We start from the raw sequence: 16800 nt of genomic DNA on the forward strand, positions 1-16800 counted from the left end.
CGGAATACAATGAACTCACCAATTAAAATACTTACTGTCTTTGGTACTCGTCCAGAAGCAATCAAAATGGCTCCGTTGGTAAAAGAGCTTGAAGTGGCTGCTGGTATTGAAGCAAAGGTGTGTGTTACAGCACAACACAGAGAAATGTTAGATCAAGTATTGGATCTTTTTGATATTAAGCCTGATTTCGATCTGAATATTATGAAACCGGGCCAATCTCTAAATGATGTGACGACCAAAATTCTTTTAGGTCTCCGCCCCGTATTGCAGGAATTTAAGCCGGACATGGTTTTGGTGCACGGTGATACAGCGACAACTCTTTCGGCTAGCCTTGCCGCATACTATGAACAAATTGCTGTGGGTCATGTGGAAGCAGGGCTGCGGACGGGTAATATTTACTCGCCTTGGCCAGAAGAAGGGAATAGAAAACTAACTGGTGCTTTGAGCACGTTACATTTTGCGCCAACGCAAGGTTCCGCACGCAATTTATACGCTGAGAACGTTGAACAAACGAGTGTATCAATAACAGGGAACACAGTTATTGATGCATTAATGCTAATAAAACATCGCCTCAGAGAAGACGTCGATTTAATCGAAACATTGGAACATGTTTTCCCAATGTTAGATCCTAGTAAAAAGGTGATCTTGGTGACTGGCCATCGAAGAGAGAGCTTTGGCGGGGGATTTGAACGTATCTGTGAATCTTTGGCAGAAATAGCGCAAACCAACCCAAATTCACAAATCATTTATCCTGTGCACCTTAATCCGAATGTCCAAGAGCCAGTGAATCGAATTTTGAAAGGTATAGACAATGTCTACCTTATTGAACCTCAGGACTATTTACCGTTTGTTTATTTAATGGATAGATCGTATCTCATTTTAACTGATTCTGGTGGTATTCAAGAAGAAGCCCCTTCACTTGGAAAACCAGTACTCGTTATGCGCGAAACAACAGAGCGCCCTGAAGCTGTAGCAGCAGGGACAGTTAAATTAGTGGGTACAGATAAAGTGTCCATAATTTCAGAAGTCAATCGCCTAATTAATGATGAAGAAGCCTATACAAAAATGAGTAAGGCACACAACCCGTATGGTGACGGTCAAGCGTGCAGTCGCATCATTAATGCTATTCGCAACCATTTTTCGTAATTTTTAATTTTCTGATAGTAGGAATAAATCATGTCGTTCCAAAAAATCTCTGTTATTGGTCTTGGTTATATCGGGTTGCCTACAGCTGCGGTCATTGCATCTCGAGGTATTGAAGTCGTTGGTGTAGATGTCAACCAAAACGCGGTTGATACTATTAACGAAGGTAACATACATATCGTTGAGCCAGATTTAGACATTGTCGTGCGCGGTGTGGTGAGTACAGGTAATTTAAGAGCTACAACAACACCTGAAAAGGCTGATGCTTTTATGGTTGCTGTTCCTACACCTTTTAAAGGAGATAAAGAGCCTGATCTTTCCTATATCGAAGCGGCTTGTGAAGCCATCGCTCCGATGCTTGAGAAAGGTAACTTAGTCATTCTCGAGTCTACTTCACCGGTCGGCGCGACTGAAAAACTTGCTGGATGGTTGGCGGCGGCTAGACCTGATTTGACGTTCCCTCAACAAAAAGGTGATGCTGCTGATATTAAAGTTGCACACTGCCCTGAACGCGTGCTTCCTGGTTACGTTTTACAAGAGCTCGTTTCAAATGATCGAGTTATCGGTGGGCTTTCGAAAGCATGTAGCGATAGAGCGGCAGAACTCTATTCTACCTTCGTTCGTGGCGAATGTATCGTAACCAATGCACGTACAGCGGAAATGGCGAAACTAACGGAGAACTCATTCCGAGATGTGAATATTGCGTTCGCCAATGAGCTATCTGTTATTTGTGACAAGCTAAAAATCAACGTTTGGGAGTTGATCAAATTAGCCAACCGCCATCCACGTGTAAACGTACTTAGCCCAGGTCCTGGCGTTGGTGGACACTGTATTGCTGTTGACCCTTGGTTCATTGTGGATAGCGCGCCAGAAGAGGCAAAAATCATACGTCAAGCGCGTTTAACGAATGACGCAAAACCACACTATGTTATTAATCAGGTAGAGAAAGCTGCAGATGAGTTTAAACGACCGGTCATTGCGTGTTTAGGTTTAGCGTTTAAGGCAGATATCGACGACTTACGCGAAAGCCCTGCTCTACAAATAGTAGAAGAACTCGCGGCAAAAAATATAGGTCAAGTTTTAGCTGTCGAACCAAATGTACACGCTATTCCTGAAAAACTTGTCAACGCAGGTGTCGAGCAAATGGCGTTAGATGCTGCTCTAGAGAGAGCAAACATTATTGTTATTCTTGTTGATCACAAGCAGTTTAAAGCTGCAGACAAGACACAGTTTGCGACTAAGGTAGTGATTGATACTCGCGGGATAGTGTAAGCATGGATAGCGAGAATAAGACGATATTGATATCAATATGTACTTATAAGAGAGCATTGTTACTTGATGAATTACTACAAAGCGTGTTTAAGGAAGAAAAATACTCAAGCTTCAGAGTTTCTATTTTAGTTATTGACAATGATAGTGAAAAAAGTGCTGAAGCGTTATGTCGTGATGGTTACGGTGGTTTTAACTTAACATATGTAAGTGAGCCAAAAAGAAACATATCAGAGGTGCGGAATGTAGGTTTACAGCGTGCAAAAGATATGGGCTTTGATTACATATTGTTTTTAGATGACGATGAATTTGTGTCCGAGAACTATTTCATCCAACTAGAAAATATTGTTAATGACTTACAGCCTGATGTGGTGATTGGTCCGGTTATTACGTTGTATCATCCCGACACGCCGGACTGGGTAATTAAAAGTAAATCATATGAACGAAGCAGAAAGAAAAGCGGAGAAGTAGTAGATACAGGAAATACTGGAAATGCTTTAGTTAAGGTATCCTCCATAATGGACATAGGCCTGTTTAATCCAGTTTTTGGTCGTACTGGTGGTGAAGATTCGGAATTTTTCTATCGTTGTAAATTGCATGGATTGAATATGGTCTGGTGCGATGAAGCGGAGGTTTACGAATACTTAGAATTGCAGAGATGTACTTTGAAGTATTTGCTAACCCGAGCAATAAGAGGTGGACAAACTTATTCAAGAATAAGGGCATCGGACTACAGTTTAGTAGATAAGCTAAAACTCGTGACTACGTCTATTGTTGTCGGACTGCCTTCTCTCGCGTTATCTAGCTTGATCGTATTGTTGACTGCTAAGAAAAAGGGAACATCGCTCATGAAAATCTCGATAGCGAAAGTAGCTCAGATAGGAGGGCTCTTTGGCAAAGTAGTCGAGATGTATGGCAAGTAGAGTTAAACATATTGTATTGAAGTTTGCTGGCGTCATTGATGTTGCTAGTGTAAGTGCTACAAATTTTATCGTTTCACTCTTTATTTTGAGAGAGCTTTCCGATAGTCAGTATGCGATCTACGTCAACTTGTTTTCTGTGCTTATGCTCTTAAGCACGATTCAAAATGCGTTCATCAATACAGCACTATCAGTCCATTGCTCAAAAATAAGCGATAAGTTTGAGAAAGAGAATCACGCGTTTCACTTATGCGTATTGTCTAACTTGGCTCAGGTGCTTTGCTTCCTACCGGTTATGCTGTTTGGCTTAAGTTATCCAATTTGGCTAGTGGTATTTGTCTATTTTGCTCACGCCATGTACCTAAATAGGGAGTTATATAGAACGTATAACTTTGTCTTTGGTAACAAGAGCAGAGTTATTCTGTCTTCTATAGTGTTAGTCGTTTCGCTGTCAACGGCACTGTTGATAGGTGTAACGTTTGATATCCAATCATTGGAGTTCATATATGCAGTTCTGGCTATGTCCGGTTTGCTCTCTACTACGATGCTTGTACTTGGCGTATCGCGTAAACAGTTATCGGTTCGTTCTTTAACTAGTGCAAGAACAACAGTTGCTTCTTTTGCAAAGTGGACCTCTCTTGGATCATTTGCTACATGGGCTCAAAACAATAGTTACACATACTTAGCGACGATCATTATCGGACTCGAAGCTACAGCTGCTTTGGCTGCCGCTCGTTTGATTACCATGCCAATTAATGTTGTGGCGTCGGGTATTTACATGGCAGAGAAGCCTAAGTGGGCTAGCCTATATGCTACTGATAAAAAGCGACTAAAAACTGTCAGTAAAAGAGTCACTGAATTTATGTTTGCCTTTGTCGCCATTTTTTCAATGGTCAGCTTTTTTATGATGGATTCGCTGAGCAATCTCTTAGCAACGGATTTAGATGTCGTATTGCTAATGCTTTGGTTTTTATCAGCTGCGATTCAGTGCTTCAAGTTTTCAAATAGCAACATACTAAATGTTTCTGAAGATTTTAAATATTTAGGACTAATGGGCACCAAAGTAGCCATATTGGGTGTGGCGTTTTCTGCTTCTTTAGGTTTCTTATTTGGTGCAAAAGGCATTCTAATCGGGTTCTGCTTAGGGGAGTTTATGCACTTCATAAACACAAGGAAACGTATAAATACGAGTGGGATATTTAGTGGAAATTAAACTAGGTTCTGTATTTATGATTGTTCTGGCGGTGTTTCTTCTAAACTCTGCCGGATTATTCTCCCCGACATTAAGCATGCGAGGTGAAGATTGGGAATTGGCTCGTAGTGTCTCTTCTAACACCATAAATAGATTGGTCATGCTTTCATCCTTTATTTTTGGCATAGGAGTCATATTTAGAACTGAAGTTTATAGATTGCGTTTGGCTATAGTTAAAAGTTGGCCTGTTTGGCTCCTATTTCTATTCGCATTGCTATCTATATTGTGGTCTGACTTACGCAGCGTTTCAGTTGTGAGATTACTCCAGCAATTATTTCTATTTGTATTTTTACTGGCCATTTCCATCACTCTAGATTCAAAGCGGATATATCATGTTTTAATATTTACCGTGTTGGTTTTAGTTGCTGTGGGTTTTTTCTGTTTGGTTATACCTGGAGCATGGCAAGACATAGGCTATCGAAGCATTCATGGACATAAAAATACAGCTGGATATTTGTATGCACTATCTGCAATAATTTTGTTTTACCATGTTCATAGCAATGACTACCGTAATAGGTTTTTCATATTTGCTCTTTTGGTTTCTATCGTTTTACTTGTTTTGACGCGTTCCAAAACTTCGATGATTCTCTCTCTAGTGTCGATACTATCAATAGTGTCGCTAGCTAAGTTTAGTAGCCAGATTTTATATAGAACTGTATTGTTTGTTTGGCTGTTTTCTTGTGTAGCGTTTATCAGTCTATTAGTTGTACCGATTGATACTCTGCACGAGATCGGTCTTAACTTGACCGGAAGGCTTGTCATTTGGGATTTTGCTATTTCTGAGCTTCAGGGACGTGAGTTGTTTGGTGTTGGTTACCGAGCATTTTGGGGGGTAGGAGAAACTGGAATCAGTGTGTTATATGGAAATGAATATGATGGGTTTATTACCCAGCTAAACCAAGCACACAATTCTTATCTTGATATTTGGGTTATGCTAGGTTGGATTGGGGTGCTGGTGTTTTCAATCTTTGTAGTGAATTCTTTTTCAGTCATTTCAAAATTTAACATTCTTTACTTTTCAATTTTGTTGTTTCTAACGATTCATTCATTTCTGGAAACGGACTTTTTCCGAAGTAACAACTATCTCTGGGTTATGTACACACTAATATATTTTTCTTCAATGCGCTTACATGAGGTCGAAAGTGAAAAATAAGCAGATATTATTTGTCTCGAAAGATGCACACTGGCAACGTTATAGAAATGAAGTTTTAGCAGAGCTAACTCGACTTTATGACTGTGAAGTTACAGTCATAACTTGTTTAGATGTAGAAGAATATATCAAGGAAACCTCAGGCCTAAGGTATATAGTTTCCTCAAATTTACTATCTTTTTCTAGTAAACTTAACCTTATTCCTTACGTGTATTTTTACATATTGAAACGTAAGCCGGACGCAGTCCTGGCTCTCCCTAATGTGTCCAATTTTACAGAGTTGACTCTGTCAGTGTTTTGTAAATTGACTAAATCCAATTTAACTTATTGGACGCATGGCTATGATCATTGTAGACGACCAACAGAAGGCATTCGTGGGCAATTAAATAGATTTAGAGTAAAAATAATTGAGACATGTTTGTCTCTCGCTGACAATATCATCGTATTTTCTCCTAAAGGAAAGGAATACTTAGAAGAAAAGAAAGTTACAAAAAAAGAAATTATTGTTGCTCCCAATACGCTTAATACCAATAAATTGCTAAAGGGTTACCATGATGTTGATTTGAACGATGTTTCAGAGTTCAAGAAAAAACATGGGTTGGAAGATACCACTATATTTCTTTTCAGTGGTAGGCTCCGCGCGGGTAAGCGGTTGGAAAGGTTTATTGAAGCAGCTGGTAGTGCCAAGAATCTGGATAAAATTTCTCTCGTTGTAGTTGGTGATGGAGAGATGAAAGATGAATGGATGTCTATGTGCGAAGATGTTGGTCTTAAAAGTGTGTTTCTCGGAGAAGTATTTGAAGATAAACGTCTGTCAATAATCTTTAAAAGTTCAGATTGGTTTGTTATGCCCGGCTACGTTGGTTTAGCGATAGTTCATGCTTTTAGTCATGGCTTACCAATCTTGACAGAGAATATTTCATTCCACAGTCCAGAAATATATTATTTGGAAAATGAGAAAAATGGATTTATTTTTGAAGAAGGTGGAGTTAATGAATGGAAGTACTTTATTGAAAACTCTGCTTGTGATCCTTACTTAAAAAATAAAGTGTCTACAAATGCAATTTCAACAGTTAATGCTAAAGCTAGCATTGGAAAACAACTAGCTTCGATGGCAAAAGCTTTAGGAGTGTCGGCTCGTGTATAGCTCAAAGCTCTACTTAATTTCACCAATCATAGCTCAAACTTTATATATCAACGTAAAATCATTAATATATAAATTTATAAGAGAGAACTTTTTATATAGAAAACGCCTCACCGAGCTGATGAGAAATTGTAGTGCATCTCGGAAAGAGATACTAGAGATTCAGGCGCGATCAACTGAGTCTATATTACGAGAAGCAAGCTTGGGGACACAAGCCTATAGAGACGGCGGGACAGATATTAATCACTATAAAGTGACGACCAAGGATGATGTGGCAAATGGCCTAGAAAAGTATGTCAACAACAGGAAAAAGTTGAGCTTTAGTTTCAAGTCATCGACTGGAGGTACAACGGGTAAGCCTCTCAGTTTGCTGTCTAACCTAACCGCCATCATTGAAGATCACGCCCAATCGCACCGTCAGTTAGTCTGGGCAGGATTTGAACCAGGCGACAGACGTGTTTGGTTAAGAGCGGATATGATAGTTCCTCTCTCTCAAAAAACGGCGCCTTATGGAAGAATTAATCTGGTGGACAACATGCTAATGTTGTCTGCTTATCATATTAATAGCGAAACGGTCAGCGACTATGTTTCTGAGTTGAACGTTTATAACCCTAAGATTATTCAAGCTTACCCTTCGGCGATATACTTATTGGCGAAACTGATCGATGAGTCAGGCGCAGATTTAAAAATTTCACTTAAAAGTATCGTGTTGTCATCTGAGTCATATTCTATTGAACAAAAAGCGCTAATAGAGCGAGTGTTTCGTTGCCCCGTATTTAGTTGGTATGGCCTGAGTGAGAGGGTTTCAACAGTAGGTACATGCCGTGAGGGAAAGCTCCATTTAATCGAAGACTACGGGTTGCACGAATTTGATGAAAATGGAGTATTAATTGCTACTGGCTTTCATAACTCAAAGATGCCCTTGATTAGGTACAACACTGGAGACCGATTCTCCGGCGTCGAGAATGAATTTACCTTATGTGGGTGCGGTTTACCGTTTCGTCGAGTTGATAGAATCGAGGGACGTGTAGGTGAGTACCTCATCTCAGACACGGGTGACCGTGTTAGTATTTTTAATCATATTCCTAAGGGTGTTATTGGACTTATTGAACTGCAATTGGTTCAGAGAAAGCATAAGAAAATCGATGCAATTGTGGTAATTAGCGATGCCTTTAATTCCAATTCTATAAGCAAATTGATTAGTAATGTTCAGCGTTACTTAGGGCCTCAGACCGAAGTAAACGTTGTACTAACTGATGAAATTGCTCGAACTCGCTCCGGTAAATTCAGACAAGCAATCTGCTACATTGAGGAAAATTAAAGTGTTTAGTCGACAGATATATATATATAAAGAACAAGCAAATCAAAAGCGGTTAGCGAATTTTTCTCACGTATGTTTTGGTGAGTTGGATATATACTATCACGATTTAAATGACGTGCATTTTTATGAAGAAGATAATTTTAAGTGTATTGTTATAGGGAAGATATTTCATCCTGATCAACTTTCTTTTGATTTCTCGGCACTGTTAAATAGTGGTGCTATTAATTCTTTCTGTGATGCCAACAAAGCCCTAGAGCACTGTGTGGGAAGATTTTATTTTATTTATTCTGGTGTCGATGGTGACTTTCTAAGGGCCGATCCTACATCGCTTGCTCAGATTAACTTTCATTGTAGTGAAAAAATCATAGCTACGGATCTTAATCTAGTAAAAGAAATATCTGGCGAGCTATCATTAAATCAACAAGCTCACGATTTTTACGTGCATACATTTCCTTCGAAAGGTAACGGGAATGCTTGGGTGGGTAATGAATCCATCTATACCGATGTAAATAAGATTTTACCTAATTTTGCTCTAGATTTAGTTGAATTTAAGGAAGTGCGTTATTGGCCGTGGGAGCCTTATTGTGAAAACGAGTTTAGCAAATCTGTAGCGCTATTGGCTAAGGAGTTAAAAAAGACACTTAATGTACTTTCCCATGAATCTCCTTTGTCTATTGCCGTAACAGGTGGTAATGATAGTAGAGTTATGCTTGCGGCCTCTAAAGATATTAGAGATAAATGTTATTACTTTATCGACAAGTTACCATCGATGTCTTTAGATCATACTGACATTTCTATTGGGCGCCAGTTGTGTGATATTTTTGGTGTGAAATATAATATTCACGATAGCCTATTAGATGTGAATGAGATACCTGTTGATTTCAAGAATGAATACCTCAATAGTGTATTCTTCGCAATGGAAAAGCGTTTGCCTGAAGTTTATTACTATAGCTGTGATCTTTCTCACTATATAAATATTTGTGGTGTTGGTGAATTTGGTCGCTCTGTATATGGAACACCTGCGTCAAGTAAGAGTACTGGGTTTCTCTGCAATAAATATCTCTGTGGCAATTCAAACTATGGTATTCTTCAGACCAAGAAATGGCGAGATGATTTTGTTAATTCTGAACTAACTCGTAAATACCCTATGAATACCTTATATTACATTGAGCAAAAGTTGGGTAATTGGGGAGCTGTCGGAAATGCTGAGTCTGATATTGCATTTGAAGAAGTTAATCCATTTGCTAGTCACTTCAATATATCATTAATGATTAAATTGAATAAAAAGTACACTACATATAATAACTGTGAGTTGTATGCTTCTTTGATAGATGAATTGGCACCAGAGCTAAATTCTCTACCTATAAATCCAGCGAAGGATGTTAAATCAAAGTTTGTTAAGAAAATCAAATCCAGTATTTTTATTACTTTGATTGATGAAATGAGAGCGATATATTCAGTTAGTCTCTCCAAAAAAGGCCACTAATTTAGTTGTGGTGTGTGATTTCTATTTGTCACTGCATCTGCGTTTTTTGTAACCAACTTTGATATGTTTTGAGAATCAATTTTTCTGTATATCCATCATTCAACATTGGTAGATGGTCGATGAGCACCGGAATTGGCATTACAATCAGGTGCCAATTACATGAGTATATGAGCTAGTTTACATTGGAGTGTGTTGTTCCGAGATCTTGTTATCTATAGTCGCACTCGTAAATGTGTTAAATACTTGAAGTTAGTAAAGGAAGTCAGTTAGGAGACAATTTTTGAATATTAGTACAGTCCATTCTGCTATTTATCAGAGCTCTATGCTCAACGACTATTCTGGCTATGACCCCTTCGATGGCTTAAATAGCAAACTGTTCGATGTCTTCCCGTTTTTAAAAGACACAACGTTTGGTCTTGCTTGGATACAATTGTTCAAACGGTCTCATATTAATTTCAGGCCTGTACTCGGTGTCCCTCAAAAGCGCAATCCGAAAGGAATTGGTTTGTTTATTTTGGGAATGATTGAAGACTATCAACGTACAGGCGAAGCGTCTTTCCTCCTTGATGCGGTAGATTTGGGCAATTGGTTGTTAACCCAACAATGTGATAAATCCGAGTGGCAACATGCTTGTTGGGGCTATCATTTTGATTGGAAGGCGCGCGCATTCTACGTACCTAAAGGTAAGCCAAACGTCATCACCACGATTTATGTCGCGCAAGCGCTCTATAAGCTATCTAAAGAGATTCAGTCGTCTCAGCCTGAGCAGGCTAAACGGTTTCGAGATGAAGCGTTAGATGCCGCAAATTTTATTGTTAATACGCTTTATACCGAAGCAGATGATCGAGCATTTTTTGCTTATATCCCTGGAGAAACCACTTTTGTTCACAATGCTAGTCTTTGGGCTGCGGCGTGGGTAGCTGTAGTTTCACAGGAAACCTGCAACCAAGAGTATCGTGACCTTGCTATTCGTGTAGCAAAGCAGTCTGTATCCGAGCAGTCCGAAGATGGCTCATGGGTATATGGCTCAAGGCATCACCATCAGTTTATCGATGGTTTTCATACTGGGTACAATCTTGAGGCCCTACATATTATTCGTCAGGCTCTGTCTACCGATGAGTTTGATCAATCAATCGATAAGGGCTTAAAGTATTATCGTGAAAACCTCATTGATAGTGATGGCACCGCTAAGTATTACAACAACAACCCTTATCCTCTTGATCCCCACTCGGTTTCGCAAGCAATAATTACTCTTCTGAAGTTAGGTGACGGTGCTAGTGATTTGAATTTGGTGAAAAAAGTTATTGAACGTGCTTTTGATACACTCTATTTGCCAGATGAGGCTCAGTTCGTGTACCAAAAAAGCAAATCACATACCAATAAAATCAACTATATGCGCTGGACACAGGCATGGATGTATTACGCACTTTCCTATTATTTGAATGCAACAAGTGAAGAACATGGAACGAATTAATTTTTTAGATAGCCCAATGGATTCTGCGACTATGCAAGATACCGTAGCGCAAATTGAAGGTAGAGTGAGGCAAAACCTGTTTACCCAGCATGTCGTCGTCAATGTTGCCAAATTAGTCAACATGCGCAGTGACGATACTCTTGCTTGTAGTATTAAAGAGTGTGACATCATCAATATTGACGGAATGGGTGTTGTCTGGGGAGCAAGGTTTTTAGGGCACAAAATACCTGAGCGTGTGGCCGGGGTCGACTTGTTTCACAATCTTAACGCAATGGCTGAGTCTCAGCAGTTTCCGGTTTTTTATTTGGGCGCCAAACAAGAAGTTGTTGAAGAAACGGCAAGGCGTATGAAAGAAACGCACCCAAACCTAAAAATAGCCGGGGTACACCATGGCTATTTCTGGGATGATGAGGAAGCTGTCGTTAATAAAATTCGAGAGTCTGGCGCTAAGCTATTATTCGTTGCGATTACTTCACCCAAGAAAGAAAACTTTATCAATAAGTGGCAAGATAAACTTGGTGTTAACTTCGTGATGGGAGTCGGTGGAACATTTGATGTGGTTGCCGGCAAAGTTAATCGTGCACCGACGTGGATGCAAAATGCGGGGCTTGAGTGGCTTTACAGGGTAATCCAAGAGCCGCGTAGAATGTGGAAACGATACTTAGTGACCAACTCCAAGTTTGCTTGGCTACTTATCAAAGAAAAATTGTCTAAAAGATGATGCGTAAGCTTTACTCTTTATTATTTATTTTGCTTTCGTTTGTTTTGCTTACATCGAGTGTTAGGTACTTATTGAATGCACTCAATGTGGGCGCGGCAGAAAAAAGAGTGAATACCCTTCAAGGTAGCTCAGCTGAGAGTCTGGGACACGTAGAGCTAACTTTGAAGCTACCAGAATCAAACGTGCTTATTACTACTGCCCATTCTCTAAACACTTTTGCTCACTTATTGCGATGGCAAGGTTACGCAAATAATGATTTAGAGAGCACCTCGTTGGCTAATGAACTGTTCGTTTCAAGCTCGTATCTTCGTCCCACTTGGTCGAACACGCATGTAGAGCTGGCCAAAATCGCTATGTCATACGGCGACGAACTAGAATCTGAGTCGCGAATGCTGAAGTCGAACGAATTTGGCCCTCATTCGTATACAACGTTATCGTTAAATGTGGACTATGTATATTCCAACTGGTTGTCAGTAGAAGATGCACAGCGAATCGAGGCTACGACTCAACTGCTCACGCTTGCGAAAAGCTGGAGATATCGGACTGAGTTGAACAAGATGATATTTTATTCACCTGGCAAGCAGAGAATTTGTAACATGTTGGCGTTTAACAAGTTAAAGTTTGATGCTTGCCTTTAAAACAGAGCGTTTATTTTTGCTACATTCCAATTAATGAGAACAAATGTAGTGTGTAAACCAAGTATTATATGTCAATTGGTGCCAAATAATCGGTTTGGTCTTACAGAGTTAAGATTACCCAAGGAAGACTCATGAAAACTCCTATTACTATTTTCAGCTTAACTGCCTTGCTATGGTCATCAGGTGTATTAGCTGAAACAGCTCAACCATTGAAGACAATTGAAGCTCAACTAGGCGAGACGCCAAGCAGCGAAGTTATGCAGTCTGTTTATCAAGAAAACCCAGATTTTGTGCTCAATATTTTAGCTTTGTTGCTAAATAGCGAAAATGTGGATCCTCAAGTTGCGATTGAAGCCGCTTTTGCTGTCGCTCCAGAGCGTGCAGAAGAAATTGCTCAGTTTGCTCGTGACGCTGGTATTAGTAACGAGATAATTACTACTGCGGCGCTTCTATCTGGTATTGACCCGACTCAGATCGCAGAGGCAACAGCAGCAGGTATTGAGACCGCTGCTACGAATGCAGCTGAGACTATCACAACTATTGCTCCTCCTTCAGCACCTGCTGTTGGTAGTAATGGAGGCGGTGGTGAGGGTGTAGTCTCTCCTAACTAGTATTCCATAAAGCCCGGCGCCCGCTGGGCTTTAATTTTTGTCTCGCTATTCTTCTACTGCTTTTCCACCATTAGTACGTTTCCGGATCCCCTTTAAATGAATAAACTCGAGAAGTTTACTTTTTATTCTCTTATCGCATTGATTGTTTGGCTACCTATCCCCTTAGGCAGTAATCGCGATTGGGCATGGGCTATTGCTGAAATGTGGGTCGCACTACAATCCTTACTATTAATAGTCTCCTACAAAGGAAATTTGCCATTTGAGCATGTCAAACACTACGGGCTTCTAGTGTTTGGCTTAGTCGCTTTTCAATTCTGGGTCTTCCTTCAAACTGTTCCTTTAGATTGGTCAATTCTTAGTTTAGTTTCGCCCAAAAGTTCTGAAATATACCAATTGGTTGAGGCTCCGACAGGTTTCATTTCGTTAGATTCGAGAATGTCACTCGTCTCTTTGTTTAAAGGCCTTACCTACACATTGTTGGTGTTCAATGCCATTTTCTTGGTTAACTCGAGTCGAAGGTTAAAAACAGTTGTTGTTGCTATAGTGATTAGCGGCACCATACAAGCGTTTTATGCTGCAATGATGGTTTTACTTAACGTGGTTGAAAGCCCAGTCTTTGGTTATCGCCAAAATGGAATCGCCACAGGCTCGTTTGTCTATAAGAATCATCTAGCAAACTATTTGATGATGTCTCTCTGCCTAGGATTAGGGCTGATCATCTCACTGCTTCATACTACTGAATCCGGTTCAAAGTTTGTCTTTGTTAAGCGTCTTATTGAAGGCTTACTTAGCGATAAAATGCTGCTTCGTTTGTGCCTTGTTATAATGGTGATCGCTTTGGTGATGACACGTTCTCGAATGGGAAATACTGCCTTTTTTGCTGCCACGACAATTGGCGGAATGATTGCTTTGCTGTTCTATAAGTATAAACCCAAAGCTCTTGTTGCTCTGGTAGGGAGCGTGATTGCTATCGATACAATCGTCGTTGGTGCTTTGTTTGGTTTAGAGAAAGTGAAGCAACGATTGGTAGAAACTTCACTCGATGCTGAGTCTCGAGATCAGGTTGTTGTCTGGTCACTGGATATTATCCGAGACTTTCCGTTTACCGGAACAGGCATGGCTAGCTTTTATACGATATTTCCAATGTACTCTAGAGCAGATATCGGCTTTTACGATCATGCCCATAATGATTATGTTCAATTTATGGTAGAAGCGGGGATTCCCGCCACTTTGCTTTTGGGTTCAATTGTGCTGTATTCGTTGTGGCGAACTTTCAATACCATCCGGAGCAGGCATAGTAAAACGATGAAGGGGGTGGCCCTCGGTTGTATGATGGCAATTATCGGTATGTTGATTCATATAAGTGTTGATTTCAACTTGCAGCCAATGGCAAATGCAGCGACTTTTATTCTCGTTCTTTTCCTCGCCAATGCTACGGCAGTGTTGCCCGCGGTTGGAAGCCTGCCAGTTAAAGTGACAGACTCTTCCAAATACACCAACAAAGTGAAGGTGTCACCTGATGTTTAAACGAGTACTTGTTGTCTGTTCGGGGAATATCTGCCGTTCTCCTTTAGCTCAGGTATTGCTCAGTCGTCTGTTACCTAATATTTCTATTGATTCAGCTGGCGTTCTTGTGGTTCACCATGATTTGTCCGCTCACCCTGCCGTTAACAACTCTCGAATAGTCGCGAAAGAGAACGGGCTGGACCTCTCAAATCATAAGGCAAAACAGCTGACAAGTGAGCTTATTGACGACTGCGACCTGATATTGGTAATGACACATGAGCATTTGGAACAGGTAGCCCAAATAGGTCGTGGCGCTAGAGCTAAGGCTTTGCTGTTGGGCCAATGGATTGGTGTCGGCGAGATAGAAGATCCCATAGGTAAGGACATAGACGCATTCAGACAAAGTTACGAGTTGTTGGAAAAGGCATGTCTAAGTTGGTCTAAACGGTTGAGTAAATAAGCGTTGGTTTGACTAATTATATCGATCTTACAATGCTTGCTTTTCCTCAAATTTCATCCGATACATCTCGCTGTCTGCGATAGAGATCAATTGGTTGATTTGTATCGCGTCTTGTGGATAGGTTGCGATGCCTATACTTGTTGTTAACAACGCATCATTATCGTGGTCAATGGATATTTTCTGCCCAAAACAGCTGTGTATCCGAGCAAGCACAACATCACTCTTCGTACCACTGAAGTCGAGTAAAGCGAACTCATCTCCTCCAATTCGATAGCAATGTAATCTGAGCTGTCGTAAACGTCCCGCTACTTCCCTTAATACTTTATCTCCCGCTTGATGACCGTGTTTATCGTTGACTTGTTTGAAGCCATTGAGGTCTAACAGGTAAATGGTAAAGCGTTTTTGTTCTAATAAATGTTTGTTGAGGTCATTAAACAGCGCGAGCCTATTTCTTATTTTTGTTAACGAATCTGTAAGAGAAAGCGCGCGATGATGCTTAGCCTCTAAATGGATAATGTAACCTGCAAGAGTGGCGGAGATAATCAGCAATATCAGGAGTGCGACTTGAGCATGGTGCAGCATTTCCGCTTGCTTCATTTGTTCTTGATAAAGTGGACTTTGAATCCGGAAGTTTGTGTTGATGTATTGGATCATCGACATATATAAATTTGAAATACGTTGGCCAACCTTGTCTGCGTAGTATGGGTGATCAATCAATTCTAGCTCTGGTTCAAGCTGTTTAAAGTTAGTAAATAGCGTTTCAAAGAAACTTTTTGCTCCTGGTAGGCGAATAAAGCTATCGGCTTCTTTGCTGTTGAGGAGCAGATCGAAGCGACTCCAAGTCAGCTCATATTTCAATAAGGTCTGGTTTTGATACTCTGGGCTTTGTGGTGAAAATGGCGTGATTGCACTTAGTTCAGAAAACTCTTTAGTGAGCTGAAACAAAAACCAGGTTGCTTGATTTTGCCTTGCGGAGTACGAATCTGCCAAATGCCGAGTTGCGGTAAGTAGATAGAGATTGGCAACAATCAAAACAACGGATAGTACAATCAACAAAAACTTGGCTCGAGAAAGTAGGGGAGATATGTGCGTGCTGCTCGGGTTATTGATCATGAGTTCGTCTATGTATCATGATTTCATCGATTTGCCACACCATCTGCGAATGGAAAGAGGCGTTATCAATTTCTGGATGGCGAGATAGGTTGAAGATCAGCCAGTAAGGGCCTTTATTCCTTACTTTCATTTTCTTGCCGTTCATCTCATAGGCAATGATGGGTTCATATTGCAGAATGTCTTCAACTCGAGATGAGGCAGCATAGTCATTCAGGGCGATAAACGACAAAGAAAACGCATCGGTGATGCGTAGGTAGTCCAACAGCGAGGTGATCTTGAAGCCCGTAAACGACCTACTACCTTCGAACCACGGGAGTTTAGTTTCGAACGTGACCGGCTCAAAATTAGATTCAATTTGCTGATGAGTAAGAGTGACGGGGCTTTTCTCTGGAACACGAATAACAAGTTGAGAGCCCATAACTTGAAAGCTAGCAATGAGAAAAAACAAGCCAAACAGCTTCGCCATAGTCCCTCCGGGTAAGATTGTCCTTAATTAACCGTTATATCATTAAGTATAAGTCGAGTTAATAGTGGTCGCTTCGCTTTTTCTAGTTTGTAGTACAAATCCAATGTTACCTAGACAGAATGAAAT

General features: G+C 40.4%; 16 protein-coding genes. 14 read left to right on the plus strand and 2 right to left on the minus strand.

The window, feature by feature from the left end; genetic code table 11:
- Positions 1-9: 9 nt before the first annotated feature.
- From wecB to ACUALS_RS15425, 14 genes are all read left to right on the plus strand, one after another.
- Positions 10-1146, plus strand: coding sequence for a non-hydrolyzing UDP-N-acetylglucosamine 2-epimerase (wecB, locus tag ACUALS_RS15360; protein WP_454449759.1), 1137 nt, complete (start codon positions 10-12; stop codon positions 1144-1146).
- Between the two features lie 30 nt (positions 1147-1176).
- Entirely contained in the window at positions 1177-2415 is a 1239-nt protein-coding gene (wecC, locus tag ACUALS_RS15365) for a UDP-N-acetyl-D-mannosamine dehydrogenase (protein ID WP_005470068.1), read from the plus strand.
- Positions 2416-2417: 2 nt separating this feature from the next.
- Complete coding sequence (locus tag ACUALS_RS15370; RefSeq protein WP_454449760.1) at positions 2418-3335, plus strand: glycosyltransferase family 2 protein; 918 nt, start codon at positions 2418-2420, stop codon at positions 3333-3335.
- A complete protein-coding gene (locus ACUALS_RS15375) occupies positions 3325-4545 on the plus strand; it encodes a polysaccharide biosynthesis protein (RefSeq protein ID WP_005470035.1) in 1221 nt (406 codons plus the stop codon). Before ACUALS_RS15370 ends, ACUALS_RS15375 begins: the two co-directional genes overlap by 11 nt.
- Complete coding sequence (locus ACUALS_RS15380; protein WP_052297952.1) at positions 4535-5737, plus strand: O-antigen ligase family protein; 1203 nt, start codon at positions 4535-4537, stop codon at positions 5735-5737. The genes ACUALS_RS15375 and ACUALS_RS15380 overlap by 11 nt, the downstream gene beginning before the upstream one ends.
- Entirely contained in the window at positions 5727-6881 is a 1155-nt protein-coding gene (locus ACUALS_RS15385) for a glycosyltransferase family 4 protein (protein ID WP_454449761.1), read from the plus strand. The genes ACUALS_RS15380 and ACUALS_RS15385 overlap by 11 nt, the downstream gene beginning before the upstream one ends.
- Positions 6874-8199, plus strand: coding sequence for a phenylacetate--CoA ligase family protein (locus ACUALS_RS15390; RefSeq protein WP_005469937.1), 1326 nt, complete (start codon positions 6874-6876; stop codon positions 8197-8199). Before ACUALS_RS15385 ends, ACUALS_RS15390 begins: the two co-directional genes overlap by 8 nt.
- Entirely contained in the window at positions 8135-9685 is a 1551-nt protein-coding gene (locus tag ACUALS_RS15395; RefSeq protein WP_454449762.1) for a hypothetical protein, read from the plus strand. Before ACUALS_RS15390 ends, ACUALS_RS15395 begins: the two co-directional genes overlap by 65 nt.
- A gap of 322 nt (positions 9686-10007) precedes the next feature.
- Entirely contained in the window at positions 10008-11159 is a 1152-nt protein-coding gene (locus ACUALS_RS15400; protein ID WP_454450029.1) for an aspartate-semialdehyde dehydrogenase, read from the plus strand.
- Positions 11146-11880 carry a WecB/TagA/CpsF family glycosyltransferase gene (locus tag ACUALS_RS15405; protein WP_454449763.1) on the plus strand — a complete coding sequence of 245 codons (735 nt, stop codon included), beginning with the start codon at positions 11146-11148 and terminating at the stop codon, positions 11878-11880. Before ACUALS_RS15400 ends, ACUALS_RS15405 begins: the two co-directional genes overlap by 14 nt.
- Before the next feature lie 71 nt (positions 11881-11951).
- Positions 11952-12518 (plus strand): hypothetical protein, encoded by a 567-nt coding sequence (locus tag ACUALS_RS15410; protein WP_454449764.1) that lies wholly within the window; start codon positions 11952-11954, stop codon positions 12516-12518.
- 131 nt (positions 12519-12649) lie between these two features.
- A complete protein-coding gene (locus tag ACUALS_RS15415; RefSeq protein ID WP_005470081.1) occupies positions 12650-13129 on the plus strand; it encodes a hypothetical protein in 480 nt (159 codons plus the stop codon).
- A 96-nt stretch (positions 13130-13225) separates the two neighbouring features.
- A complete protein-coding gene (locus ACUALS_RS15420) occupies positions 13226-14656 on the plus strand; it encodes an O-antigen ligase family protein (RefSeq protein WP_454449765.1) in 1431 nt (476 codons plus the stop codon).
- Positions 14649-15095: a low molecular weight protein-tyrosine-phosphatase gene (locus ACUALS_RS15425; RefSeq protein ID WP_454449766.1), complete on the plus strand. Its 447-nt coding sequence runs from the start codon at positions 14649-14651 to the stop codon at positions 15093-15095. Before ACUALS_RS15420 ends, ACUALS_RS15425 begins: the two co-directional genes overlap by 8 nt.
- A 27-nt stretch (positions 15096-15122) precedes the next feature.
- Here the strand turns inward: ACUALS_RS15425 and ACUALS_RS15430 are convergent, their stop codons facing one another.
- Together ACUALS_RS15430 and ACUALS_RS15435 are read right to left on the minus strand one after the other, a co-directional pair.
- Positions 15123-16208, minus strand: a complete 1086-nt coding sequence (locus tag ACUALS_RS15430; protein WP_454449767.1) for a GGDEF domain-containing protein — start codon at positions 16206-16208, stop codon at positions 15123-15125.
- Entirely contained in the window at positions 16198-16674 is a 477-nt protein-coding gene (locus ACUALS_RS15435; RefSeq protein ID WP_038135196.1) for a molybdopterin-dependent oxidoreductase, read from the minus strand. Before ACUALS_RS15435 ends, ACUALS_RS15430 begins: the two co-directional genes overlap by 11 nt.
- Positions 16675-16800: the final 126 nt, after the last annotated feature.

Source organism: Vibrio sp. NH-7, from assembly GCF_053643215.1.